Source organism: Pedobacter sp. V48 (assembly GCF_000523515.1).
Classification (GTDB): domain Bacteria; phylum Bacteroidota; class Bacteroidia; order Sphingobacteriales; family Sphingobacteriaceae; genus Pedobacter.
On record NZ_AWRU01000023.1, the window covers coordinates 118,941 to 144,290 of the forward strand.

23 protein-coding genes and 1 pseudogene are annotated in these 25,350 nt (G+C 39.0%); 11 read left to right on the forward strand and 13 right to left on the reverse strand.

Annotation, left to right across the window (positions count from 1 at the left end; translation table 11 throughout):
* The first annotated feature begins 7 nt into the window (after positions 1–7).
* The 7 genes from N824_RS18100 to N824_RS18130 all read left to right on the forward strand — a co-directional run bounded on the left by N824_RS18100 (position 8) and on the right by N824_RS18130 (position 7,643).
* On the forward strand, positions 8–868 hold the full coding sequence (locus N824_RS18100) for an SPFH domain-containing protein (protein ID WP_048906558.1): 861 nt from the start codon (positions 8–10) through the stop codon (positions 866–868).
* A 9-nt stretch (positions 869–877) separates the two neighbouring features.
* On the forward strand, positions 878–1,057 hold the full coding sequence (locus N824_RS18105; protein WP_048906559.1) for a hypothetical protein: 180 nt from the start codon (positions 878–880) through the stop codon (positions 1,055–1,057).
* Positions 1,058–1,135: 78 nt separating this feature from the next.
* Positions 1,136–2,314 (forward strand): acetyl-CoA C-acyltransferase, encoded by a 1,179-nt coding sequence (locus tag N824_RS18110; protein WP_048906560.1) that lies wholly within the window; start codon positions 1,136–1,138, stop codon positions 2,312–2,314.
* Positions 2,315–2,347: 33 nt separating this feature from the next.
* Positions 2,348–3,244 carry a hypothetical protein gene (locus N824_RS18115; RefSeq protein ID WP_235207189.1) on the forward strand — a complete coding sequence of 299 codons (897 nt, stop codon included), beginning with the start codon at positions 2,348–2,350 and terminating at the stop codon, positions 3,242–3,244.
* Between the two features lie 234 nt (positions 3,245–3,478).
* The gene (locus N824_RS18120; RefSeq protein WP_048906562.1) at positions 3,479–5,305 is read left to right on the forward strand and encodes a peptide MFS transporter; all 1,827 of its coding nucleotides are present in this window, start codon (positions 3,479–3,481) and stop codon (positions 5,303–5,305) included.
* Between the two features lie 16 nt (positions 5,306–5,321).
* Positions 5,322–6,815: a peptide MFS transporter gene (locus N824_RS18125; RefSeq protein ID WP_048906563.1), complete on the forward strand. Its 1,494-nt coding sequence runs from the start codon at positions 5,322–5,324 to the stop codon at positions 6,813–6,815.
* A gap of 96 nt (positions 6,816–6,911) precedes the next feature.
* Entirely contained in the window at positions 6,912–7,643 is a 732-nt protein-coding gene (locus tag N824_RS18130; protein ID WP_048906564.1) for a polyprenol monophosphomannose synthase, read from the forward strand.
* Position 7,644: 1 nt separating this feature from the next.
* Here N824_RS18130 and N824_RS18135 read toward each other — a convergent pair whose 3' ends face one another.
* The 6 genes from N824_RS18135 to N824_RS31385 all read right to left on the reverse strand — a co-directional run bounded on the left by N824_RS18135 (position 7,645) and on the right by N824_RS31385 (position 12,717).
* A complete protein-coding gene (locus N824_RS18135) occupies positions 7,645–8,160 on the reverse strand; it encodes a YdeI/OmpD-associated family protein (RefSeq protein WP_048906565.1) in 516 nt (171 codons plus the stop codon).
* Positions 8,161–8,166: 6 nt separating this feature from the next.
* On the reverse strand, positions 8,167–9,027 hold the full coding sequence (locus N824_RS18140; RefSeq protein WP_048906566.1) for a TIGR02757 family protein: 861 nt from the start codon (positions 9,025–9,027) through the stop codon (positions 8,167–8,169).
* A gap of 7 nt (positions 9,028–9,034) precedes the next feature.
* Positions 9,035–10,174, reverse strand: a complete 1,140-nt coding sequence (locus N824_RS18145) for a cystathionine gamma-synthase (protein WP_048906567.1) — start codon at positions 10,172–10,174, stop codon at positions 9,035–9,037.
* Positions 10,171–10,866: a hypothetical protein gene (locus N824_RS18150; RefSeq protein ID WP_048906568.1), complete on the reverse strand. Its 696-nt coding sequence runs from the start codon at positions 10,864–10,866 to the stop codon at positions 10,171–10,173. Before N824_RS18150 ends, N824_RS18145 begins: the two co-directional genes overlap by 4 nt.
* An 11-nt stretch (positions 10,867–10,877) precedes the next feature.
* Complete coding sequence (gene proS / locus N824_RS18155) at positions 10,878–12,350, reverse strand: proline--tRNA ligase (protein WP_048906569.1); 1,473 nt, start codon at positions 12,348–12,350, stop codon at positions 10,878–10,880.
* A gap of 157 nt (positions 12,351–12,507) precedes the next feature.
* On the reverse strand, positions 12,508–12,717 hold the full coding sequence (locus N824_RS31385; protein ID WP_161662336.1) for a hypothetical protein: 210 nt from the start codon (positions 12,715–12,717) through the stop codon (positions 12,508–12,510).
* 135 nt (positions 12,718–12,852) lie between these two features.
* Here N824_RS31385 and N824_RS30345 point away from each other — a divergent pair, with 135 nt between their 5' ends.
* Entirely contained in the window at positions 12,853–13,071 is a 219-nt protein-coding gene (locus tag N824_RS30345; protein ID WP_152542375.1) for a hypothetical protein, read from the forward strand.
* 1,553 nt (positions 13,072–14,624) lie between these two features.
* Complete coding sequence (locus tag N824_RS18165; RefSeq protein WP_048906571.1) at positions 14,625–15,035, forward strand: outer membrane protein transport protein; 411 nt, start codon at positions 14,625–14,627, stop codon at positions 15,033–15,035.
* 209 nt (positions 15,036–15,244) lie between these two features.
* Here N824_RS18165 and N824_RS18170 read toward each other — a convergent pair whose 3' ends face one another.
* On the reverse strand, positions 15,245–17,080 hold the full coding sequence (locus tag N824_RS18170) for a UbiD family decarboxylase (RefSeq protein WP_048906572.1): 1,836 nt from the start codon (positions 17,078–17,080) through the stop codon (positions 15,245–15,247).
* A 128-nt stretch (positions 17,081–17,208) separates the two neighbouring features.
* The gene (locus N824_RS18175) at positions 17,209–17,688 is read right to left on the reverse strand and encodes a Dps family protein (protein ID WP_048906573.1); all 480 of its coding nucleotides are present in this window, start codon (positions 17,686–17,688) and stop codon (positions 17,209–17,211) included.
* A 181-nt stretch (positions 17,689–17,869) separates the two neighbouring features.
* Between N824_RS18175 and N824_RS18180 the strand changes: the two genes are divergently transcribed.
* Entirely contained in the window at positions 17,870–19,081 is a 1,212-nt protein-coding gene (locus N824_RS18180; protein ID WP_048906574.1) for a LysM peptidoglycan-binding domain-containing protein, read from the forward strand.
* Complete coding sequence (locus N824_RS18185; protein ID WP_048906575.1) at positions 19,071–19,724, forward strand: uridine kinase; 654 nt, start codon at positions 19,071–19,073, stop codon at positions 19,722–19,724. The genes N824_RS18180 and N824_RS18185 overlap by 11 nt, the downstream gene beginning before the upstream one ends.
* 16 nt (positions 19,725–19,740) lie before the next feature.
* Here N824_RS18185 and N824_RS18190 read toward each other — a convergent pair whose 3' ends face one another.
* The 5 genes and pseudogenes from N824_RS18190 to N824_RS18210 all read right to left on the reverse strand — a co-directional run bounded on the left by N824_RS18190 (position 19,741) and on the right by N824_RS18210 (position 25,309).
* Positions 19,741–20,400: a 3-oxoacid CoA-transferase subunit B gene (locus tag N824_RS18190; protein ID WP_048906576.1), complete on the reverse strand. Its 660-nt coding sequence runs from the start codon at positions 20,398–20,400 to the stop codon at positions 19,741–19,743.
* A gap of 17 nt (positions 20,401–20,417) precedes the next feature.
* A complete protein-coding gene (locus N824_RS18195; protein ID WP_048906577.1) occupies positions 20,418–21,119 on the reverse strand; it encodes a CoA transferase subunit A in 702 nt (233 codons plus the stop codon).
* Positions 21,120–21,168: 49 nt separating this feature from the next.
* Positions 21,169–22,257, reverse strand: a complete 1,089-nt coding sequence (locus N824_RS18200; RefSeq protein ID WP_048906578.1) for a sorbosone dehydrogenase family protein — start codon at positions 22,255–22,257, stop codon at positions 21,169–21,171.
* 46 nt (positions 22,258–22,303) lie between these two features.
* Positions 22,304–24,681 (reverse strand): annotated as a pseudogene (locus N824_RS18205) (endonuclease MutS2).
* A 13-nt stretch (positions 24,682–24,694) separates the two neighbouring features.
* Positions 24,695–25,309 carry a DUF4296 domain-containing protein gene (locus N824_RS18210; protein ID WP_048906579.1) on the reverse strand — a complete coding sequence of 205 codons (615 nt, stop codon included), beginning with the start codon at positions 25,307–25,309 and terminating at the stop codon, positions 24,695–24,697.
* Positions 25,310–25,350 lie beyond the last annotated feature (41 nt).

Sequence of the window (25,350 nt, forward strand, 5' to 3'; positions counted from 1 at the left end):
TATCATTATGTATCAGGAAAAAATTATTACTCCGCCTGCGGGCATTCGAATGATTGCCGTATTTGTTGTGCTCACATTATTATGCGGACTACTGGCAATGGCAGCTCAAAGTTTTGTAGTTGTAGAAGTTATTTTAGCCATTTGTGGTTTTTTAATACTGCCTGGCTTTATCATCAACAACCCAAATGAAGCTAAAGTACTAACCCTTTTTGGCGAGTATGTAGGCACAGTTAAAACCGATGGCTTTTTTTGGGTTAACCCTTTAACCATTAAAAGAAAGGTATCATTAAAAGCAAGAAACCTAAACGGGCATCAGATTAAGGTAAATGATAAACTTGGAAATCCAATTGAAATTGCAGCTGTTGTAGTGTGGCAAATAAAGGAAACTGCAAAGGCAACATTTGCAGTTGAAGACTACCTGCAATATGTAACAATACAAAGCGAAGCAGCTGTCAGACATCTGGCCAACATTTTCCCGTACGATAATTTTGAAGATGAAGAGGCCACAATCACTTTAAAAGACGGTGCAGAAAAAGTGAGTTCATTACTTGAAGCTGAATTAAGCGAAAGATTGTCGCGCGCAGGAATAGAGGTTGTTGAAGCCAGAATTTCTCACCTTGCCTATGCCCAGGAAATTGCAAGTGCAATGTTACAGCGCCAACAAGCTACAGCCGTAATTGCTGCAAGGAAACTTATTGTGGAAGGCGCAGTGGGAATGGTTGAAATGGCTTTGGATAGACTTTCTGAAAAAAATATCGTAGAATTGGATGAGGAACGCAAAGCAGCTATGGTTAGTAATCTTCTGGTAGTGCTATGCGGCGATCGTAATGTTCAACCCGTTGTAAATACCGGGACATTATATAATTAACAATTAGATATGTCTGAAAAAGATAAAAAAGCTTTTGTTCTCAGAATAAACCCTGAACTACTTAAAGAGATTGAGAAATGGGCCGGAGATGAGTTTAGGAGCACCAATGGACAGATAGAATTTTTGCTCAATCAGGCCGTAAAATCCAACAGGAGAAAACGGTTAAACAAAAATGATACAGATCAATAATGTTAAAAATGGTCAGTTATAACCACTGAATGACAGTAATTATATAACTTTGCTTTCAACTAACTTAAAACACAGTAAATGAGAGAAGTAGTAATTGTATCTGCTATCAGAACTCCAATTGGTAGCTTTGGAGGTGCATTATCAAGCTTTTCTGCTACGCAATTAGGCGCTTTGGCCATCAGAGCGGCAGTGGAAAAAGCAGGACTAAAGCCCTCAGATATTCAGGAAGTTTACATGGGCAACGTTTTATCGGCCAATATTGGCCAAGCGCCTGCAACACAGGCAGCTAAATTCGCTGGTCTGCCCAATCTTCCTGCAACGACAATCAATAAAGTGTGTGCATCTGGCACAAAAGCCATTATGCTTGCTGCTCAAAGTATTGCACTGGGAGAAATTGATATCATTGTTGCCGGAGGAATGGAAAGCATGAGCAATGTTCCTTACTATTTGGATAAAGCACGCACTGGTTACCGCTTAGGTCATGGTCAGATTACAGATGGTCTCCTTAAAGATGGCCTGTGGGATGTTTATAACGATTACCACATGGGTTCTGCTGCCGAATTATGTGCTTCAGAATGTGGAATCAGCAGAGAAGATCAGGATGCTTTTGCAATCAATTCTTATAAAAGAGCTCAATCGGCACAAACTGAAGGTAAATTCGATTCAGAAATAATTCCTGTAGAAATAAAAGACCGCAAAGGTGAGATAACACTTGTTTCTAAAGATGAAGAACCTTTTGCTGTTAAATTTGATAAAATCCCCGGCTTAAAACCGGTATTTAAAAAAGATGGAACCGTTACGGCAGCCAATGCTTCAACCCTTAATGATGGCGCGGCAGCCCTTGTTTTAATGAGTGCTGATAAGGCAAAAGAACTTGGATTAAAACCTTTAGCTAAAATCCTGGCCTATGCTGATGCGCAACAGGCACCTGAATGGTTTACCACTGCACCATCTAAGGCTATTCCATTAGCACTAAAAAGAGCCGGAAAAAGCATTGCCGACGTTGACTATTTCGAAATTAATGAAGCATTTTCTGTGGTTTCACTTGCAAACAATAAGGAACTTGGACTTAATGAAGAAAAAGTTAACATAAATGGAGGAGCCGTTTCCTTAGGCCACCCACTGGGCGCCTCGGGTGCACGAATTGTAGTCACACTGCTTTCCGTTCTGGCACAAAACGATGGAAAAATCGGCGTAGCCGGAATATGTAATGGTGGCGGTGGTGCCAGTGCTATAGTTATAGAAAATATTAATTAGATGCGAACGAGGTTAAAACCTTTAATACTCATAATGATACTATGCTGTGTCACAGCAAGGCTTAATGCACAGCATAGTTTTGCCTTTAACAATGGTCCTGCAATGCATAAATTCCAGGATACATTAATTAGGCTTAATAATGAGACATTTAACGCGACCAGCAATTCTGAGCGGTATACTAAAAATGCAGCTTTTATAAAAACATTGGTCAATTCACTAAAAACTCAGGGATCATTTCTTTATCCTTTCGATTCATTAAAGAAAATTACCATTCTTAAATCGCCTGATAATTCGTTCAGGATATTGTCATGGTATCTGCCACTTGACGATGGTTCTTATCGCTTTTTTGGCACCATTCAAATGGCCACAAAAGATGGAAAATTAAAAATGTTTCCTCTTATTGATGATACTGCTAATATTAAAGATACCAATCTGATTAATGGCAATAAAAACTGGTACGGTGCCCGATATTATGAAATTATACCGGTTATTATGAATGGCCAACAGCCTTACTACGTACTAATAGGCTGGAAAGGCAATAGTTCAAAAACTTCTAAAAAGGTGATTGATGTGCTTTCTTTTAATAAGGAACAACAACCTGTTTTTGGTAAGCCTGTGTTTGAAGATGCCAAAAAAAGCAAGGCTACAAAGAACAGGATCGTTTTTGAATACAACAAACAAAATACAATGACGGTAACGCTTGACAAGAACGTTAACATGATTGTATTTGATCACCTGGCTCCTATTTCGGAAGAAATGATGGGAAATTTTGAATATTACGCATCCGATTTAAGTTTTGATGCGTATAAGCTATTAAACGGACGATTGAAGCTAGTAGAAAATATAGAATTAAAGAATGAGCCGAACGAGATGGACGACCTTTTTTCAGATCCGAAAGACAAGAAAATTAAGGCTATAAAGAAGCTTTAAGTGTATTTAATACACCTTTGATGGAAATTAAAAATTTGGGAGTTTGCCTTCATGTGCCTATCTTGCGCGATGCTTATTTTTACAAAAAGAGGGAAAAGCACAATCAACTAACATAAAAAACTCCGAGATAAAATATAAAATCCTGATATAAAACGCATGTCAGGTTGATATAGCATTAGATTAATATACTTGAACTAACTAAACTTACTATAAATAACACACAAGAAAACTAAAATGGATACTAAAAATTTGGATACGCCAAATAACTTTTTTGAAAGTAAAGTGCTGGGGCATCCCGCTGGACTGTTTGTTTTATTCTTCACAGAAATGTGGGAAAGATTTTCCTACTATGGTATGCGGGCCCTATTGGTCATGTTCTTTACGGCATCTGTTTTAGGAGATCATCCGGGCTGGGGCTGGCCCCGGGAACATGCAATGTCGCTTTTCGGATCATATACCGCCCTGGTATATCTATCCACTATGCTTGGCGGTTACTTTGCAGATAAATTAATTGGATTTAGATGGGCTGTAATTGTTGGGGCTTTATTGATGACTTTAGGTCACGGTTGCATGGCGGTAGAAACGCCATTTTTCATTTACCTTGGCCTTGGACTATTGGTTTTTGGAACCGGTTTTTTCAAACCAAACATGACTTCAATAGTTTCCTTAATGTACAAAGACCATCCTGAAAAGAAAGATGGTGCATATACCATTTTCTATATGGGTGTAAATGCAGGTGCATTTTTTGGAATATTATTATGTGGATACCTGGGCGAGAAGGTTGGCTGGAGTATTGGTTTTGGATTAGCAGGTGTTTTCATGCTGTTCGGCTTATTACAGTTCTATTTCACTCAGAACATCTTTGGAGACATCGGTTTAAAACCACTTAAAACAAGAGATATTGTAATTGATAAAGATGATGTGGACAACAGAGTACCATTTACGTTATGGCAGGTTATCGTTGTTCTTATTTGTTCCGCTTTAGGCTTAATCTGGGTTATTAACGATCCCATTTCTAAGATATCCCATGGAACAAGCAACCTGCTAAATTTCAAAATAGCTGGAATGGAAGGAACCAATTTCACTATATTGTTAGCGCTGGGCTTGTTTCTGTTCTTATTATTTTACAGGCTAACAAAATATTCAAAGGTAACTAAGGAAAAATTATACGCAGTTACCTTTTTTGCATTCTTAACCTTTTCATTTTTCGCTGTTTTTGAACAAGCACCGGGTACATTAACCATCTTTGCCAGAGATTATACCGACAGAATTCTGGTTGGTAATTCAAGTTTGATCTTCTTAATTGCAAACTCATTAATTGCTGTAGTTCCTTTAGGAATTATCACATGGGTTTTATTGCTGTTATTTAAGCAAACCTTTAAAAAATATGGCTTGGCTAATATTATCCTAAGCATCAGCTTTGTGATCATATGGATCATTACTATCTGGATGTTAGTTCGCGATTTTTATGGAGCAGGGTTTTTAAACCTCTCAGATTCCACTTTAGCTTCACTTAAAATTGAGAAAGTAAAAGAAAGCCTTACTCAAATTCCAGCTTCATGGTTTAGTGTACTTAACTCTTTATTTATTATCACACTAGCTCCATTGTTCTCTAAGTGGTGGGAAAGCAAATTTAATCCTGGTGCAAACGTTAAGTTTGGTATAGGCATGATCTTATTAGGACTAGGAATGGCATTTCTTGTTTTTGGAGCCAGAGACATTATCCCTGGTGCAAAAACAGCTTCAGTAAGTATCTTTTGGTTGATTATGGTTTATCTTTTCCATACCATGGCTGAACTTTGTATCTCTCCTGTAGGCCTTTCTTACGTAAGTAAGCTTGTTCCTGCCAGAATGATTGCCTTTATGTTTGGTGTATGGTACCTGGCAATTGCTATTGCCAATAAAGTTGCAGGTATACTTGGAGAAAACGCTGATAGAATTGCATCAGAAAAAGGCATTAGCTATTTCTTCCTAATCATAACCGGTGTTGCCGTTGCAATTGGAGTAATGTCTATCCTGTTAACTCCAGTGATAAAAAAATTAATGCACGAAGTAAGATAAGTTAACTGAAATAACAATGCAACATAACATTACGCTGGAGGAGATCCAGGACTTTAAGGGGAAATACCCAAAACAGCTTTGGGCTTTGTTTTTAGTGGAGATGTGGGAACGCTTTTGCTTTTATGGTATGCGTGGTATGCTCACCATTTTCATGATCGACAAGATCGTAGGCCTTGCACTTACAGATAAAGATGCCAATCTGCAATACGCCGCTATTCAGGCATTCGTTTATGCTTTCACCTTCCTTGGTGGTATTTTTGCCGATAAAGTCTTAGGTTTTAGAAAATCACTTTTCTTTGGTGGAATGATCATGATACTCGGCAATTTAATCATCGCGGTCTCTCCAAAAGAGTTCTTTTATATTGGCATTACACTTTCTATTATCGGTACAGGATTTTTCAAGCCTAATGTATCGTCGATGGTAGGCGATTTATATAAAGAGGGCGATGCCCGCCGGGATGCAGGTTACGGCATGTTCTATGCAGGTATTAATATTGGTGGTTTACTTGGTGGTGCACTTTGTGTATACCTGGGTAAATACGTTTCATGGAATTATGCCTTCCTTGCTGCCGCAATTGTTATGGCTTTAGGATTGATAACCTTCCTCTTTACACAGAGAACATTAGGCCCTATTGGTGATTCCCCATTAAAAAACATGGCTGTATCGAAGAAAAGAGCACGTGAAATTGGTGTTTACCTCTTCTCTCTGATCTCTGTTCCATTAATTTTGATTATGGTTCAAAACACACACTATACAGATTATTTCATGTATACCATTGCGCCCTTATCAATTATCTATTTCTTGTACGAAACATATAAAGTTAAAGACAGAAAATTTCAGATGAAATTGTTTGCAGCATTTATCTTTATCTTCTGCTATTTCCTGTTCAATGCCATTTACGAACAAAGCGGTGGTTCGCTGGCTCTTTTTGCAGAAAAAAACTTGTCGCATACCCTTTTGTTCTTCAACATCGATCCTAACGTAGTAAACAACAGTTCTAATTCTTTATTCGTAATTATATTTAGTCCTTTAATTGGTTTATTGTGGTTATGGCTCGCTAAAAAGAAAATGGAACCAAACTCGATTATCAAATTTGGTGTAGGATTTTTGTTCCTGGCAGCATCCTTTTACATCTTCTTTTACACTCGTTTTTTTGCCGATGCAAATGGTGTAACTTCATTAAATCTTTTCACACTAGGTTATTTGGTAACCACCATTGGAGAACTTTGCTTGGGGCCGATTGGCATGTCGCTGGTTACACAATTGTCGCCTAAAAAATTAACAGGAATGATGATGGGTATGTGGTTCTTAGCAAGTGCATTCGGACAATTCGCCGCAGGAAAACTTGGTGCAGAGATGTCTGTAAGTGGCGACAACGTATCTTTGCTCACCAAACTGGAATCTTATACATCAGGATATTATCAACTGGCAATTTATGCCGCTGTTGCCGGAGTATTTTTAATCCTTTTCTCTCCTTTAATTAAGCGTTTAATGCAAGGTGTGAGCTAGAATTTAGCTTTTTTAACAAAATTTAACCCTTAGTATAATCTATATTAAGGGTTTTTTCATTTAGAATCCATAATTTCGCTACTTAATTTATTTTACGTGTCAGACAGTCTAGTAATAATACCTACCTACAACGAGAAAGAAAATATTGAGAGAATCATTAGAAAGGTTTTTTCGTTAAGCTATTTCTTCGAAATATTAGTTATTGATGATGGTTCCCCTGATGGCACAGCCGAAATAGTTAAGAACCTCCAGAAAGAATATCCGGCACTTCATTTAGAACAAAGAACAGGCAAATTAGGACTTGGAACCGCTTACATTCACGGTTTCAGATGGGCGCTGGCCAAACCTCAATATGAATATATATTTGAGATGGATGCCGATTTCTCGCACAATCCGGATGACCTGATACGTTTACGCGAAGCCTGTGTTAATGGTTCAGACGTTGCCGTGGGATCCCGTTATGTTAGAGGAGTTAACGTAGTAAACTGGCCTATGAGCAGAGTGTTAATGTCTTATTTCGCCTCAATGTATGTGCGCTTAATTACACGTATCGACATACAGGATGCAACTGCCGGCTTTAAATGCTACCGGCGCAACGTACTTGCCACTATTCCGTTAGACAAGATTAAATTTGTTGGCTATGCCTTCCAGATTGAAATGAAGTTTACCGCCATCAAATACGGGTTTAAGGTAGAGGAAGTTCCAATTATATTTACAGATCGTACAGAGGGTACTTCAAAAATGAGTACACGTATTTTCAGAGAAGCTTTTATTGGAGTAATCCAAATGAAAGTATGGAGCTGGTTCAGGAAATACGACAGAACTTAGTCTAATCTTCTTTTCTGGGCTTTCCATCACGCATCATCGTTCCAAAATCCCAATCCTTATCCATAGCTAAAACGATCTTCACGATTCTTTTGGTACGGGTGGCTTCTGTTTTAGCCGAGTTAAGCCAATTGATATACCAATTTTGATGCGATTTAGGCTGTTTTAAAAAGTTTTTAAGGAGATGTGGTTCATCAGAAAGGCAGACCTGAAGATCCTCTGGCACCTCTATTTTAAAAGTTGTATCCTCCTCTAAAACCAGCTCTAAAACTCCACCCAGGTCTTTCTTGAGCTGCTTACGAACGCCTGCATTTAGCGCCATAATAAAGTTCCCCTCTCCCATTGGCACAAGTGCTATTCCTTCAATTTCAATGTGGTCCAAACGGCCCTTTACCCGATAACTCTTCCTGCAATCGGGCTTGATCATATTGGCAATAGCAAGGGGAATAAAAACATACGTCCAGCCTGTTTTTTCTCCCATTTCGGCAAAACGCTCTATTTCTGCTTTAAAAGTAACCATAATAGCTTAAAATTTCTCCTCTACACCTAAGCCAAACAATGCAAAATCATATTTAACAGGATCCATAGGATCAAATTTAAGCAGTTCATTTGTAAGTTCCACTGCAGTGCGCCAATCGGTCTGTTTTCTTTCAATTAAGCCAAGCTTACGCGCCACCCTATCTACGTGCACATCACACGGACATATCAAATCTGAAGGCTTAATTGTGTTCCATATCCCAAAATCAACACCCTTCTTATCTTTCCTTACCATCCATCTCAAAAACATATTTAAACGCTTGCAGGTAGACTTTTGCATTGGTGAAGAAACATGTTTTATAGTTCTCATTGGATAATCCGGAAGAGAAAAGAAATAAGACCTGAAATAATTAAGGGATCTTTCGGCTTTTGGCTCCTGCTGGGTTAACTCTGATAACATACAGCTTGAAGAAGCATACTTTGTGTATCCATGCTGAAGCTCTTCAGTTAAAAAGTCGCTTCTAAAAGCATCCGAAGGAGATAAAAAAGCAGTCTCAAGACTATCAAACTGTTGATAGTGCTGATTAAAAAATGCCACAAAATACAGGAGATCCGTGTCGTTAAACGTTCTGTGTTTAAAGCCAAGCAAGCGTTTTAAATCATCCTCACCATGGTGCAGCATAAAATTATGCGGATCATTATCCATCCGCTCAAACAGTTCATTACACTTGTTAATGATGGTTTTTCGTTGCCCCCAAGCTAAAATTGCCGCAAAAAAAGCGGCAATTTCAATGTCTTGTTTTTTAGTATACTGATGTGGAATACAGATAGGGTCATTTTGAATAAAGTTTGGTCGGTTATACTGATCAAACTTTACGTCCAAAAATTCTTTGAGTTTTAAAAATTCCAACTGATGATTATTTAAGTGCCTGTTCTAAATCGGCAAGCAAATCATCAATATCCTCAACCCCAACACTCAGGCGCAACAGGTTATCTGTCACTCCTACTTTCTCACGCTCGGCTTTAGGGATAGAACCATGAGTCATTGTAGTTGGATGGTTAATTAACGATTCTACACCACCTAGAGATTCCGCAAGTGTAAAAACCTTAAAAGAAGAAGCTACACGGAATGTCTCCTGAAGATCAGCATCCTTTAAAGTTATAGACACCATACCTCCAAAACCACGCATCTGTTTTTTCGCAATATCATGGTTAGGATGATCTTCAAAACCCGGCCAGTAGATCTTATCAATCTTTGGATGATTTTTAAGATAACGCGCTACCTTCTCTCCATTCTCACAATGCGCCTTCATCCTCAAATGAAGTGTTTTAATACCTCTCAACACCAAAAATGAATCTTGAGGTCCTGGCGTAGCCCCGCAAGCATTGTAAATAAACCAAAGATCTTTATAAAGCTGATCATCGTTTACAAGCAATGCGCCCATTACCACATCAGAGTGACCCCCGATGTATTTGGTTACAGAGTGCATTACAATATCAGCACCCAAATCCATTGGATTCTGCAAATATGGAGATGCAAAAGTATTATCAACAGTAAGAATTAACTTGTGCTGTTTAGTAATTTTAGCAACCCCCTCGATGTCAATGATCCTCATTGTTGGATTGGTTGGTGTTTCTATCCAAACCAATTTGGTGTTTTCATTGATGTGTGGCAGTATGTTTTCTGGTTTCGATAAATCCAGAAAATGAAACTTAATGCCATACTTTTCATAAACCTTGGTAAATATGCGATAAGAACCACCATAAAGATCGTCCCCGGTAATCACCTCATCTCCAGGCTTCAACAACCTTAATACAGTATCTGTAGCGCCCATTCCGCTCGAAAAAGCCAACCCATATTTAGCATTTTCCAATGCTGCCAAACAATCTTCAAGTGCTTTACGCGTTGGGTTGGTACCTCTCGAATATTCAAAACCTTTGTGGTCACCAGGCGATTTCTGCCAGTAAGTAGAAGTTTGATAAATCGGGGTCATCACTGCTCCTGTTGTAGGATCAGGCTCTTGTCCGGCGTGGATCGCTTTAGTTGCAAATTTCATATATTATCGTTCTGCTCAATTTCTGATTTAAACTGGTAACCAAGGTTTTTACTGGTTGGATAACCGCTTGAAGCCAGCATTGATTGTTTTTGATTTAAAGTTACTTCTTTTATTTCTGCAAAAGGGGGTAATAAAAGATCAGAGTCCAGACAGTGAAGAATAGATCGCTCTATAATATCTGTTAGCTTTTCTTCCGTTACAACGTTTTCAGCCATGCTTTGGTATAAGAAATCAAGCGCACCCTCCCCCTCAACCATAAAATGCTTTTCCTTATTAACCAGTATACGCGCAATCAGCGATCCCTCATCTGCCAACCTGTTATATTTCACAGAATCAGCAAGGAAGTTATGGATATAAATAGTTCCGCAAAAACTTAGAGACTCATCTTCTTTGATGTACTTTGTTTGGTATATGGAATGTGTTTTATCAAAGGCAAATACATTGGTATGCATAGACACCATCAACACATCACCTGAAAACTTAAGCTGACCTTCAAATTTACCGCTTTCCTTAAAATGCACCTCAACGGAGGGATCTTTGGCCACATAATCCGTTTGCAGCTTAACTGCAATTTTAGAAAGCTGGGTCTTCAGCAAGCCGAAAACCTCAGTAGTATTTCTAAATATCTTTTGTTTTAATGAAGCTTTACTCTCGAATTCGCTCAGTATTTTACTGTAGTTCTCAGTTTCCATTCCATTAAATTTTAGTATGCGCGTGCAAATAATACCCTTTGGGTAGATGGCTTACCTGAGTAAATACAAACTCCTTCTTCCAACTTATTATCTAACGGGATACACCTAATAGTGGCCTTGGTTTCTTCCTTAATTTTTTGCTCTGTTTCAGGCGTTCCGTCCCAATGCGCAGCAATAAATCCAGCTTTTCCATCAAGCAATTCTTTAAACTCATCATAAGAATTGGCATCAGTAGTATGCTCAGTTCTATAGTCAAAGGCTTTGTTGTAGATATTTTGCTGAATCTCTTCTAAAAGCTGTGCAATATGAATTTCAAGTCCTTCCTGAATAACAGTCTGCTTCTCTCTGGTATCTCTTCTTGCAAGCTCAACAGTGCCGTTTTCCATATCTCTGCCACCAATAGCCAGACGAATTGGCACACCTTTAAGCTCATATTCAGCAAACTTAAAGCCCGGACGCTGAGTATCACGGTCGTCATATTTTACAGAAATCCCTAGACGTTTCAGTTTTGGCATTAATTCATCAACAAATGTCGAGATCTTATTTAACTCCTCGTCGCCTTTGTAAATAGGAACAATAACCACCTGTATTGGAGCTAGTTTTGGAGGAAGCACCAGACCTGCATCATCGCTATGCGCCATAATCAACGCACCAATTAAACGTGTAGAAACACCCCATGAGCTTGCCCAAACGTGCTCTATCTTACCCTCTTTATTCGTGAACTTTACATCAAATGCTTTAGCGAAGTTCTGTCCAAGGAAGTGAGAAGTTCCGGCTTGCAATGCTTTTCCGTCCTGCATTAATGCTTCAATGCAAAACGTATCTAATGCTCCTGCAAAACGCTCATTTGGCGTTTTTACACCTTTTACCACTGGCAAACCCATCCAGTTTTCAGCAAAATCTGCATAAACATCAAGCATTTCTCTTGTTTCTTCAATTGCCTCCTCAGAAGTTGCATGAGCGGTATGTCCTTCTTGCCATAAAAACTCAGTCGTACGCAAGAACAAACGGGTACGCATTTCCCAACGTACAACATTTGCCCATTGATTTATCAACAAAGGAAGATCCCTGTAAGATTGAATCCATCCTCTATAAGTATTCCAAATAATGGTTTCGGAGGTTGGTCTAACGATCAATTCTTCTTCCAATTTGGCTGTTTCATCAACAATAATGTTCCCATTTCCATCATTTTTCAGACGATAATGTGTCACAACGGCACATTCTGTTGCAAAACCTTCAACATGCGAGGCTTCCTTTGAAAAATATGACTTTGGTATGAATAACGGGAAATAAGCATTACTGTGTCCTGTATCTTTAAATTTTTGGTCTAAAATAGCCTGCATCTTCTCCCAAATGGAGTATCCATAAGGTTTTATCACCATACATCCCTTAACGGATGAGTGTTCTGCCAGGTCAGCTTTTATAACAATGTCGTTATACCACTGGGAATAATCTTCGTTTTTACTTGTAATGCCTTTGCTCATAGCTGAATGGAACGTTTTTTGTGTTAAATGACTTGTAATGTAGACTACAAATTTATAAATTTATACCTACAAAAAAATTGCAACACACAAACAACACATATAGTTATGAAACCTAACCATTTATTCACGGGAATGCTCGTCTTAGCAGCCATAGCTGTTACGTCTTGCTCTGCGCCAAGGCTTGCGCAGCAAAGTGCCAATACTGATGATGACGTTTATAGCAGTACAGTGAAGGCAAAGGTTTATACCCCCGCTCCTCAACAAGTACAGCAACCTCAATATGACGATCAGCAATATGCTGATGAACAATATGACGAAAGTGATTATTACGGAACAAGTGATTACTATTACGATCAGGATTATTCATCTCGTATAAACAGATTTTATTACTCAAGTCCTTTCAGAACTTACTACGATCCATATTATTATTCTGGATGGTATTCTTCTGGTTCATTGGACTTTGGATATAGTCCATTCTACAACAGCTACTGGAATTCTCCTTATGGAGGCTGGGGATTTGCAAGTTCTCCTTTCTGGGGTTACAACAACTTTGGCTGGAATAACTACTACTACGGTGGTGGCTATTACGGAGGAGGCCTGTGGGGCGGTGGCTTATGGGGTGGCGGACTGTGGGGCGGTGGCTATTATACCGGCAGAACTACCAATGTACCTGATTACAGGGCAAGACCATCTGTGGGTAGAGAAAACGGTTTTGGGGTGAACCGCAGATATGCCAGACCGGCAACCAGAGTGGACGCTGATGGCAATGTTATTCCTAACAGGGCCAGACCTTCCAGAACTAATCCTGATGGAACAGTTTCTACAAGACCAGGCAGAGTACCGGCTGATGGCCAAGCTACCAGACCTTCTCGTGGCGAAGCAACAAGACCTACACGTACTGAAACCGTAAGACCTACGAGAGAAAGTGCTCCAGCCCGTCAGCCAGAAAGCAGACCTAGCTACAGCCCTCCTGCAAGAGAAAGCAGTGGTGGTGGAAGAAGCAGTGGAGGTAGCAGCGGCGGCGGCGGCGGCAGATCATCAAGATCAGGANGMGGMKRMSKYARAKYRYCMWGMWCAKGMAGRGKRYANCTTAAARTSYMYTRYWMAKRYASRNTGMAMNNAAAMTSNTAYTATYWMNGRTRSMTRMARWARCYNATNCTMWSKMWSRWSRNTACRSYNAGMYWTNCTCWSSWRMWRCWTWMRMMYWSWYTYASWCYMMTKATGSTWKWAMMTYCWSWYWKAMNAAKTATGGKWGKASCWCNARATTKRARWNGKAKGRGWSRWGMRNNCAANTTGGWGKTRRMSSNGRCAKGASTWSRAWTGKTSRNTAAMYCGGMAKKNASTNGKAAYNTYCRSNAAWTCRRNAATTYMNTSTNNAAMTSCGRAMTTYMWKAAYYWMWMYRSAAAWKCSAMMWWWSWSAAYSWAAACMYWAANNCCAYAWWRGWSWAKKTMWWYNTTARNCCANNTATTRGWRTRRWWSKKYWNAGMCNASCYAWYRSRRKGWNNGGNYAAGWMRYSYAWNCGSRRKNTGSYWAKWASWGWAWYMRKRATTKYNCTRYAAMWKWNNCAATKAYKKTRSWKCAAATYYCAATWAYKSWNNATCRWAKMYYAMTWWKNTSAMYYGKNARATTMMWWYGGNTKAMCWRRYRRANNNNTTCAAAMGGMYKNNCAWATGNATSKGTNTCWWWWRGAYSMAKATGNNNATGGKTATYTTKYAGNAWCWANAYGNTAMYSRWYAYYYWGMAGWAAMNTRAMRTAMSNAWCASSYWSAASAWMNNTGAAMTWASWNNNTCAGGKKCWAYNAWCWKWWCTWACYNGSTKYAKRKSSKAKYMASWNTWTCWWWSSWKRWNGTWYRTYRKAKCMASKRYANTSAWTNNTTAMYGWNTCRKKANANCAAYGRYAGWSAAYTYAMWGWAYMASSWAYMWTRSNAGACAAMNTCARNARTMMAAMSKATCKKRSNAKAMWRMMYSNNNAGGRATMAWWRKNNGAYCGGKKKAWAATKYYMGWWTMGGGRYAAYYNTTASAMYSKNNTTSAWRRWTNNTTANNGAAKMSRRKNANCYTNTAYARTYTYMKWCWYKRAWRNTTRTTGRWGRYRMTAMTKCWRKARKYNTTARWSKCWMARWWYRWWRSTRNTSCNANTKCARKWASCSTNTMAKRRCACMKTWMAAARSNTMTCYRKNTNCNARTTACNGTRWYWGMASRCMWWKMWWWGNATYTCTGNNGRTGNTRGNTTAYGTANATTRYAGKNCWAWKCKTTDCTCTCTGCCSATGTGGATTATGTAGATTATAGTACTATTCGTTTCTCAACCGATCAGGGCCTTGATCCGGCAACTATTGTTGACGAAAACAATTCAGTAAGAGACAATTACAAACAAGCCGTTAACTTTAGACTTGGAGCAGAATATAAAATAGACAATGCATTTAGCTTAAGGGGTGGTTACGGTGTTAATGGAAGTGCGATACAAGGTGATGATAATGGTCATTTCGCTACTCAGTTTTATTCTGGTGGACTTGGCTATCGCATCGACAACTATTATGTTGACGTTGCTTATCAACGCACGGAAACAAACACAGAGCTGTCTCCTTATTTACTTGGAACAAACGACAACCCCTTAGAACCGGTTGCTGATATTAAAACTTCAAGAAACAATGTATTTTTAACCTTTGGATTGAGGTTTTAAAAGTTAGTATGATTATACTCTCTAGAGAGTATAATTGTCACAATCTCATATAACACGCCCGTCGTCCTGAATTTATTTCAGGATGACGAAAGTACCCTATAAAATAAACGACTCTTGAACGACTTTGCAACGACTCTGAAGCACTGTTCTCTATTAAAACTCAGTGTTTACCCTCAATACTGACGTATATCAATCTTTTTTCTTTTAAACTAGATCACTCCAAATAACGAAGCGCCCTGCTCTCCCAACCTGTTCACTTTTTCTTCTATTTCAGACAGTTTCAATAACTCAGGCGCATGGTGCGGTTTTTTACGTGCATCAATTATCACAGGCCCATTACAGCCCCAGTGTTTATCATCAATAAACTCCGAAATACCATGAATATCAGTTGCCGGATTGCTACGCGTAAACGTTACCCATACCAAATTGTTTATATTGTGAGCAGTAAATTCAGCATCATCACAAAGCACAATCAAAGGTATACCACTTAAATCTTTACCCTTTAGAGCCTCTTCTAATAGAGCTACTTCGTCTTTTGCCGCTCTAGCTGTAGTATAAGCCGGAAGTTGCAAAGCCATTACACCTGGAATGGCAAGCTTAACAGAACTAAATTCAGAAGGCATTACAAAACCTTCGGCAAGTTCAGTAGCAAGCACTCTCTTTTTCTCCCCCGCCACAGCAAACACTACTTTAGAACCACTGTTTAGCCCCTCCCCACTATAATCTAAAGTATCTATAGTTGTTTTGGTATGGAAGTGCAAATCTCTTGTAAGATCAATACGTTCCAATACATGTTGTATAAAACCAGAAAGATCATGAGTATCTAACCGTTCATTATCTTCTCTGGCAGCTATAAATAAGTACTTGGCTAAACTTAACTGATTCTTACCAAGAATATGGTTTGCAATAGTTAAAATTTCCTGAGGTCTTCTCTCCTTAAGATACGGTGTATAACGCTCACTTCCGATGGCAAATAATAAAGGGTGTACCCCTGCTGCATCAACAGCGTTTACTTCTTTTAACCCATGTATTTCTTTAGGCAATGCCGATCCTGCAATCTCATGGATCAATGCACCAAAACTGGTATCCTCCTGAGGAGGTCTGCCTACTACGGTAAACGACCATATTGCATCGTTTCTGTGATAAACATTATGCACCTTCATTAATGGAAAAGGATGGGTAAGACTATAGTAACCTAAATGATCGCCAAACGGTCCTTCTGGCTTATTCTCTTGCGGATAAACAGTACCTGTTATCACAAAATCAGCATCGGCTGAAATGCAAAATCCTTCATCATCATAAAAGTACCGGAACCTTCTGTTACCTAAGGCCCCTGCAAAAGTCATTTCAGAAAGTCCTTCGGGTAATGGCATTACCGCAGCCAGGGGATGAGAAGGCGGGCCACCAACAAAAATACTCACCTTTAAAGGCAGTCCTTTTGCATTGGCTTTAGATTGATGAACACCTATACCCCTATGTATTTGATAATGTAATCCTATTTCTTTGTTGGTTTCGTAATCGTTGCCTGCTAACTGTATTCTATACATGCCCAGATTTGCATTTAACACGCCCGGTTTATCGATATCTTCTGTATAAACCTGAGGCATGGTAATAAAAGGGCCCCCATCCATTGGCCAGTTTACAATCTGAGGTAACTCGCTGATAGTAGTTTTACTGAAGTTAGCTTTAAACAGACTTTGCTTTAAGGGAAGTGCTGTTAATGCTGTAAAAGCGATACCTGGTAATTTAAAAGGATTTTTTAGCGCTTTAACCGGATCTGAACGAAGATTCACCAGCTGTTCAACTTTAGGCAAGCTATCGCGAAACATGAACTTGGAACGTTCTAATGTTCCAAACAAATTAGAAACAGCAGGAAACTTACTTCCTTTAACTTTTTCGAAGTATAACGCCGGTCCTTGTTGCTCATACACCCTTAGGTGTATTGCAGCCATTTCAAGGTAAGGATCAACCTCTTCTTTTATCCTAATTAAATGCCCATGCTTTTCAAGATCGGCAACACAGTCTGCTAAACTTTTATATCCCATTACATGCCAAAGATATTAAAAGTAAAAACGTCATGCTGAATTTATTTCAGCATCCCAAAGTAGATATAAACCTGCCTCAACGGGATGCTGAAATAAATTCAGCATGACGACGTGAGTATAATTCTATATTATTTCTTGCCTGCAAATGAACGAAGCATCCAAGTATTTTTTTCTTTGAACTGCATAAACCTGTTTACCATATCGTTAGATCCGTCATCGCCAGCTTTATCGGTAGCTTCAAGGAGCTCGCGTTCTATTTCTATTAGTTTAGCCATATCCTCAAGAACGGCATCGACCATATCCAGATCCTTTAAACCTATGGTGTCAATTTCTTTTATTGCAGATTCTTTAATGTAGTCGGCAAAACGACTGTGAGGTGGTTTTCCAAGCGTTAAAACACGTTCAGCAATCTCATCAATTGTAAGTTGCGCATTGGTATATAACTCTTCAAACTTTATGTGCAGTGTAAAAAAATTCTGCCCTTTAATGTTCCAATGGCATCCTCTTAATTTCTGATAATGAACGTGGTAGTTTGCTAAATAATCGTTAAGCATATCTACAACGGGTTTTACTTTCTTTTCATTTAAACTGATTTCTTTTGCGTCCATAGTATTTATTTTTTTTATTTTGTCACCCTTTCAGGAATTGAAAATATAACAATACCTAATTAAAATGGTTTGAAAAATGTTCTTAACATACAATAGTAAATCATAAGCAACGTTTATAGTATCAATTCAGGGGTTATTTTTATTATTCGTATAATTGCGAAATTACTTTATCAGAAAATTAATGTATAAATATTATATAGTATCATTCTTTGCCGTACTTCTTAGTTTTTCAGCTGCTAAAGCAAACACCAGAGATTCAATTGGGGTTGAAAATTACAATGGTAAAAAATTGATCATCCATAAGATTGTCGCAAAAGACACCTACTATTCATTAGGAAGAAGATATAACGTTGTTCCTAAGTATATTATGACTTTTAATGACAACAAATACCTTCAAATTGGGGTAATCATTAAAGTACCTACTGACATCCCATTTAACGGAAATCCGACTGCTAGCGCTAATGAGACTACAACGCCAGCAGCTACTGATACACCTACCGAGGGCAATCTGATAGAACATGCCGTTCAGAAAAAAGAAAACCTGAATATGCTTGCCGAAAAATACGGCACTACTGTAAACGAAATCAAAAGGATCAATAATCTTCGTTCCATAAACTTACAAATTGGTCAGGTGTTAAAAATTCCTGCTACAAAATCTCCAGACGGAACACCATTGGCAACTGTAGATCCTGAAAAGATCAACACCCCACCGGTTGACAATACACAAAAAGATCCTGTGGCTATTGTGGTTAAAAAAGACAGCATAAAGCCTACACTGCCAATACAAAAACCTACAGCAGCTAAGCCAGATACGACAAAGCCAGATTCAACGAAGCCTGATTCTGCAAAACAAGATAACGGCCCATTATTGATCCATACAGTTGCATCAAACGAGACGATGTATTCTATCGCAACACGCTACAAGTTAACAATGGATCAGTTAAAGGCTAAAAATAACCTGACAGACAATTCATTAACTGTTGGTCAGAAGTTATGGATCAGGGGTCAATATCCTGTTACTCCACCACAGCCTGAACACCCTCTTGATACCCTAAACTCTATCAAAGATCCATCATTAAAATATGCGGCAAGCAGATATGGCTTAAACCAGATCGACGAAAAAGGTACTGCTGTATGGATTTCTGATACTGATCTTGATCCTACTAAAATGTTGGTTTTACACCGCACAGCTCCAATTGGGACCGTAATGAAAATTACCAACCCGATGAGCAACAGATCAACCTTTGCAAAGGTTGTTGGTAAATTTTCTGAAAATGAGTCTACAAAAGATGTTATAATTGTAATGACTAAAGCAGTTGCTGATGCACTGGGAGCTTTAGACAAAAGATTTTATTGCAATTTAACATACGGCGGACAAGAGAATGAACAATAATAAGCCCTTTATTATCGGTATTGCGGGTGGTAGTGGATCCGGTAAAACCTTCTTTTTGAACTGTTTCCTACATCATTTTAAAAATGATGAGGTAACATTAGTTTCACAGGATGATTATTACATCCCGGCTGGTGAAATGACTCAGGAAGAAAACAAATTATACAACTTCGATCTGCCATCGACCATAGATGATCAACAATTTCTGCTTGACATTAAGAAACTCTTAAAAGGAGAAGTTGTTTATAAGAAGGAATATAACTTCAATAATCCATTAGCAATAACCAAAATACTCGAAATTAATCCTGCTCCCATTATCATTGTTGAGGGACTTTTCATTCTCCATTTTAAAGAAATTGCAACCCTGCTGGATCACAGGATTTTTGTGGAGGCAGAAGAATCTGTGGCATTAGACCGCAGAATTAAACGCGATGGTATGGAACGCGGATACCCTGAAGAAGATGTGATTTACAAATGGAACAATCATGTGGTTCCTGCTTACAAAGAGTTTTTATTGCCTTACAAAGGCGAGTGTGATCAGGTTATTATAAACAATCATGATACACCTGATGATATCATCAAAATAACTGAAGAGATCTCAGTAGACCTAAAGGTGAAATATTGCAAACATAAACAGGCAGAATAAGCCTGTTTATGTTAAACTAATCCAATATCATTTCTGGCGCGTTGTCATTAGCGAAGAGTTTACCCGCAGTGGCTTGTTTGATATAATCAACACTCACTCCCGGTGCCCTTTCTACTAACCTAAATCCACCTTCAGGTAATATATCCAATACAGCTAATTCGGTTACCACTTTTCTTATGCAGTTTACTCCTGTAAGCGGCAAAGAACATTTTGGCAATAGTTTACTTTCGCCAGCTTTATTTACGTGCTGCATAGCAACAATAATATTCTTTGCGGAAGCTACAAGATCCATTGCCCCCCCCATTCCTTTCACCATTTTGCCCGGTATTTTCCAGTTGGCGATATCACCATTTTCTGATACCTCCATGGCCCCTAATATAGTCAGGTCAATTTTTTGGCTTCTGATCATCCCAAAACTCATTGCAGAATCAAATATGGATGATCCGGGTAAGGTGGTAATGGTCTGTTTACCTGCATTAATTAAATCGGCATCTTCTTCTCCTTCAAAAGGGAAAGGCCCCATACCCAATAAACCATTTTCAGATTGAAGCACTACATTAATTCCTTGGGGGATAAAATTAGCCACCAATGTAGGGATGCCAATTCCTAAATTCACATAGTAACCGTCCTTTATTTCTTTTGCGATACGTTTCGCAATACCATTCTTATCGAGCATATCAATATATTATAGAATTAATTCCTAGGTCTAACCGTACGTTGTTCTATTCTTTTCTCGTAGTTATCCCCCTGAAAAATACGGTGCACATAAACACCGGGAGTATGAATATGATCCGGATCGAGCGCTCCGGGTTCCACAAGCTCTTCCACCTCAGCAATGGTAATTTTTCCGGCCATAGCCATTACGGGGTTAAAATTGCGGCTGGTAGATCTAAAGATCAGGTTTCCTGCAGTATCACCTTTCCAGGCTTTCACTAAGGCAAAATCAGCATCAAAAGCATACTCCATCAGGTAATCTTTACCGTTAAAATTTCTGGTCTCTTTACCTTCGGCAACCTCGGTACCCACACCAGCAGGAGTAAAAATAGCAGGCATACCATATCCCGCTGCCATACACCTTGTAGCCAAAGTGCCTTGAGGGATCAGCTCTACTTCCAGCTCACCACTTAACAACTGACGCTCAAACTCGGCGTTTTCCCCTACATAAGACGAGATCATCTTTTTAACCTGATGCTGTTGTAACATCAAGCCAATGCCAAAATCATCAACTCCGGCATTGTTTGAGATGCAGGTTAATTCTTTAACTCCTTTTCTTACCAGAGCGGCAATGCAATTTTCGGGTATTCCACACAAACCAAAGCCTCCAAGCATTAAAGTACTACCGTTTTTTATGTCACTGATGGCTTCATCGGCACCTGCTACGACTTTGTTTATCATACTAAAAGTTTTGTTACTAAATTATATTATAAATTGTGTTAGAACCAAACTATTTCGCTATTTCTATAATTTTATCATCACTGCCGTTACTACTTCCAATATAAACCTTACCATCCGGGCTCATGCATATGGCCCTTAGCCGGCCATAATCATTTACAAGATAATCTTTACTCGTCTCTACCTTATCACCGGCTGCGTCGAGTTTTAGCTGAGTTAATTTAGAAGCCTTTAAGCTCACCAGCAGTAAAGAGTTTTTCCATTCAGGGATGAGATCCCCACTATAATAGGTTAAGCCGCTGGTGGCTATTGTAGGAGTCCAGGCTTGAATTGGCTCAACCACATTATGTGCGGTGCAAAATGTTTTTTCAGCATCTTTGTCGCAATAACCCTCAACATTTGGCCAGCCGTAATTTCGTCCTTTTTGAATGATGTTAACCTCGTCATCGTTATTAGGGCCATGCTCAGATTCGTATAATTTTCCATTGGCCAGCAACAAACCTTGCGGATTTCTATGTCCCAAGCTCCATACGCGACTCCCTGAAACCGGGTTATCGGCAGGTATAGACCCGTCAAGATTTACCCTAAGTATTTTGCCCGATAAAGAATTCATGTTTTGTGCATTATCAGCCTCACTTGCATCACCTGTAGTAATCAGGAGTTTCTTATCTGTTGTTATGAGCAGCCGGGAGCCATTATGTATAGATGCTGCCGGAATCTGATCAAGAATAACCAGCGGCGAATTCAGGGTGCCGTTTGAGTAAGTAAACCGGACTACTTTTCCCTTATAACTTGAGCCGTAATCATAAACTACATAAACCCATGGGTTGGCTTCAAAGTCGGGATTTAGGGTCATACCCAGCAAACCACCCTCACCTTTTGATACCACTTCGGCAATAGTATGAAGCGCCGTTACGGCCCCTGTTTCCGGATTTACTCTGCTAATTTTCCCTGAACGTTCGGTAATCCACAATTGCTTATCAGGCCCATAAACAACCTCCCATACATGTGATAGGCCTGTGGCTAAAACTTTGGTTTTAATAGCAACATCACCAGGACTCTGCGCGTCTCCGGATTTGTTTTTCTTACAAGAAGAAACGCTCATAAAGAGCGCGAACAAACTTATAAATAATACCTTCATAGGATGTCTTTTTCTCATACAACATCCTAAATGTAAATAAGTTTATCTAATTGAAATAAACATAAGTGATGCCATCGCCACCTCTATCTGCATGTTCATCTTCTACCCTGTTTACCTGGCTATATTTCTTTAAATATTCACGAATCAGTTTCCTTAAAATGCCATCCCCTTTTCCGTGGATGATCTTTATAAATGGAAAGCCAAGCATGATCGATTTATCAAGATATTTTTCTACTTCATGCAAGGCATTTTCGCCACGCATACCACGCAGGTCAAGCTCAGCGGTGAAGCTCGATATCGCTTCTGAAATACTGCCGGTAAATGAATTATTTTGAACTGCTTTTTTAGCCTGTTTGTTGCTGATTTTCTGAACACGGTTTTTCTTCAGCACAGAACGAAGATCACCCAATGCAACTACCAGGTTATCTCGGTTTATCTCAAGCACCTGCCCCATGGTTTCGCTATTGTTTAGCTGTACCCAGTCGCCTACTTCAATAGGCGTATTACTAATCACCGGTACTTCAGGCTTTTTCTCTTCCTTTACATGATTCTGCACCAATACCTTTTGCAGGTTCTGTCTCAACTCTTTGGTTACTACCTTATCTGCCTTGCTTTCTTTAATCTCTGCTATGGTATTCTCAACGAGTTTATTGGCATTTCTAATAATCGCCTGAGCCTCGAGCTTAGCTTCTTTGATCAGTACTTTCTTATTCTCATCCAGAAACAGTTTAAGCTTCTCGTTTTCTGCGACAAGGTTTTTCACCTTATTCTGTTGATTAGAAAGATTCACTTTTGTATCGTAAATCTGTTTCTTTTCACGTTCCAGATCAACCAGCAAACTATCTATCCTGTTTTGATTGGTACCGGTTTTAGCCCTGGCAAGTTCCAGTACTTCTTTTTGCAAACCAATGTTCTGTGCAATCTCAAAAGCGTAGGAACTTCCCGGTTTACCAATTTCCAATACGTACATTGGTTTCATCTTGTCGTTATCAAACAACATGGAAGCATTTTCCAGGCCTGGGGTATTGCCAGCGAAAAGCTTTAAATTAGAGTAGTGGGTGGTAATCACTCCTCTTACTTTTTTATTGTTCAACACCTCCAAAACAGCCTCGGCCATAGGTCCGCCAAACTGAGGATCGGTACCCGTTCCAAACTCATCAATTAAAACAAGCGATTTAGGTGTAGCATTTGCAACAAAATACCTCATTTTAGTAAGGTGTGCACTGTAAGTACTCAAATCACTTTCTATAGACTGATCATCGCCGATATCGGCAAATATCTGATCAAATATACCCACCTCACTGGATTCATGAACTGGAATCAATAAGCCTGATTGTACCATTAACTGTAATAGACCTACGGTTTTCATACAAACCGACTTACCCCCGGCATTGGGCCCTGATACCAGCACAATCCTCATGTTCTCATTAATATGAAAGTTTAAAGGAACAACGGTTTTCTTATCCTCTTTAAATGAAAGGTATAGTAAGGGGTGCCGTGCATTAACCAACTTAGTCTTGGCTTCCTTTATTAGAACCGGCATATCGGCCTCAACATCTATAGCGAACAAGGCTTTTGCACGTACAAAATCNARYTWAGWWAGGAAACCATGATACGACAATAATAATGGCGTATATGGTCTCAGATCATTTGTGAGCGCTATTAAGATCTTTATAATCTCCCTACGCTTATCAAATTCCAGATCCCTAAGTTTATTATTCAATGAAAAAACCTCTTCTGGCTCTATGTATACCGTTTGCCCGCTGGCCGATTCGTCATGAATAAAACCTTTCAGTTTTCTTTTATTTTCGGCAAGTACCGGTATACACATTCTGCCATCACGTATGGTCAAACTACCATCAGCAACCCAATTATTACTAATTACCTGCTTATAAATAGCGTCCATTCTMKTMMTWAYWKSSTNGYTSNTGSTNNTTTGNNAYCNTMYSYRATKRYAKWWTGWNGTRYWASCKANGCATTTGGCTTTATCTTTCCTTTTAGATCCAGTACAGATTCTATGCGCTTAAGTATATTCTTTTCGACAGGAAGATGCTCAAACAGTGCCTCCAGATTAGGGTATACTTCTTTTCTTTCATCAAAAAACCTCAGTACAGAAAATACAGTCTGTAAGGAGGCGTACATTTGATGCAACTCATCCTCTACAAGGTAAGTGCCCTCCACTCTGATCTTATCGGCCAGAGATTTTATGTCGAAAAATGTACTGATTTGTAGTGGCTCCTGGTTCTCGAGGATACTTTTAAACTCATTTGTTTGTCTCAGAAATTTATTGATCTGATCAAACTTGGTCATCACCTGCATTTTGCCCACCATTTGCTGCCCCATAGGACTTAGACAGTGTGCGTAAATAAGTTGTTTTACCTCATTAAACCCCAAACGCTCTAAACAATTCTCCGGATATAACATTCCTATTTCTATCTTATTTTTTATTAATAGTCTTCTTTAATAATTCTCTGGCCTTAATAGAGTCTGCCCTCTTTTTCCTAATGGCCTTCCTTAAAACAGCTTTTGCTTTCTTGGTTGAATCCACTTTTTTAATTGAATCAGCCTTTTTAACTGCAATAACTTTTTTTAACGAGTCGGCCTTAAATTTGGCTCGTTGCGGTGCAGTAACTTTTTTCAAAGAATCTGCTCGCTTCACCGAATCGGCCTTAAACTTAGCTTTAAGAACTTTAGCTGCTTTAGCATTCACCAATGAATCTGCCTTTACCAAAACGTTCTTTTGCTTGGTTAATCCCTTGGTTACCTTATCGTAGATACCATCTAATACTTTAGGATGCTGACTATAGTAAGCCATGCTTTTACCATAAAGGGCAGAATCTATCTCGTATCTCTTATAAATACCGCTATAATAAGCCGCAGCCATAGTTCTTGACGTATCGATATTAGGTATGGTAGTGATGTAAGCATCCACAATATGAATGTCGTGCAACACCAGGGCCATTTTATCGGGCTGAATAATATCGGAAGGAATACCTGGCTTACAGCCTGCAACAAATAAAAAAAGGAAGGCTGTATATATAAAGTTCTTCATTATGGGCTAAAACATCATTATTTCTTAGACAAAGTTCGCTA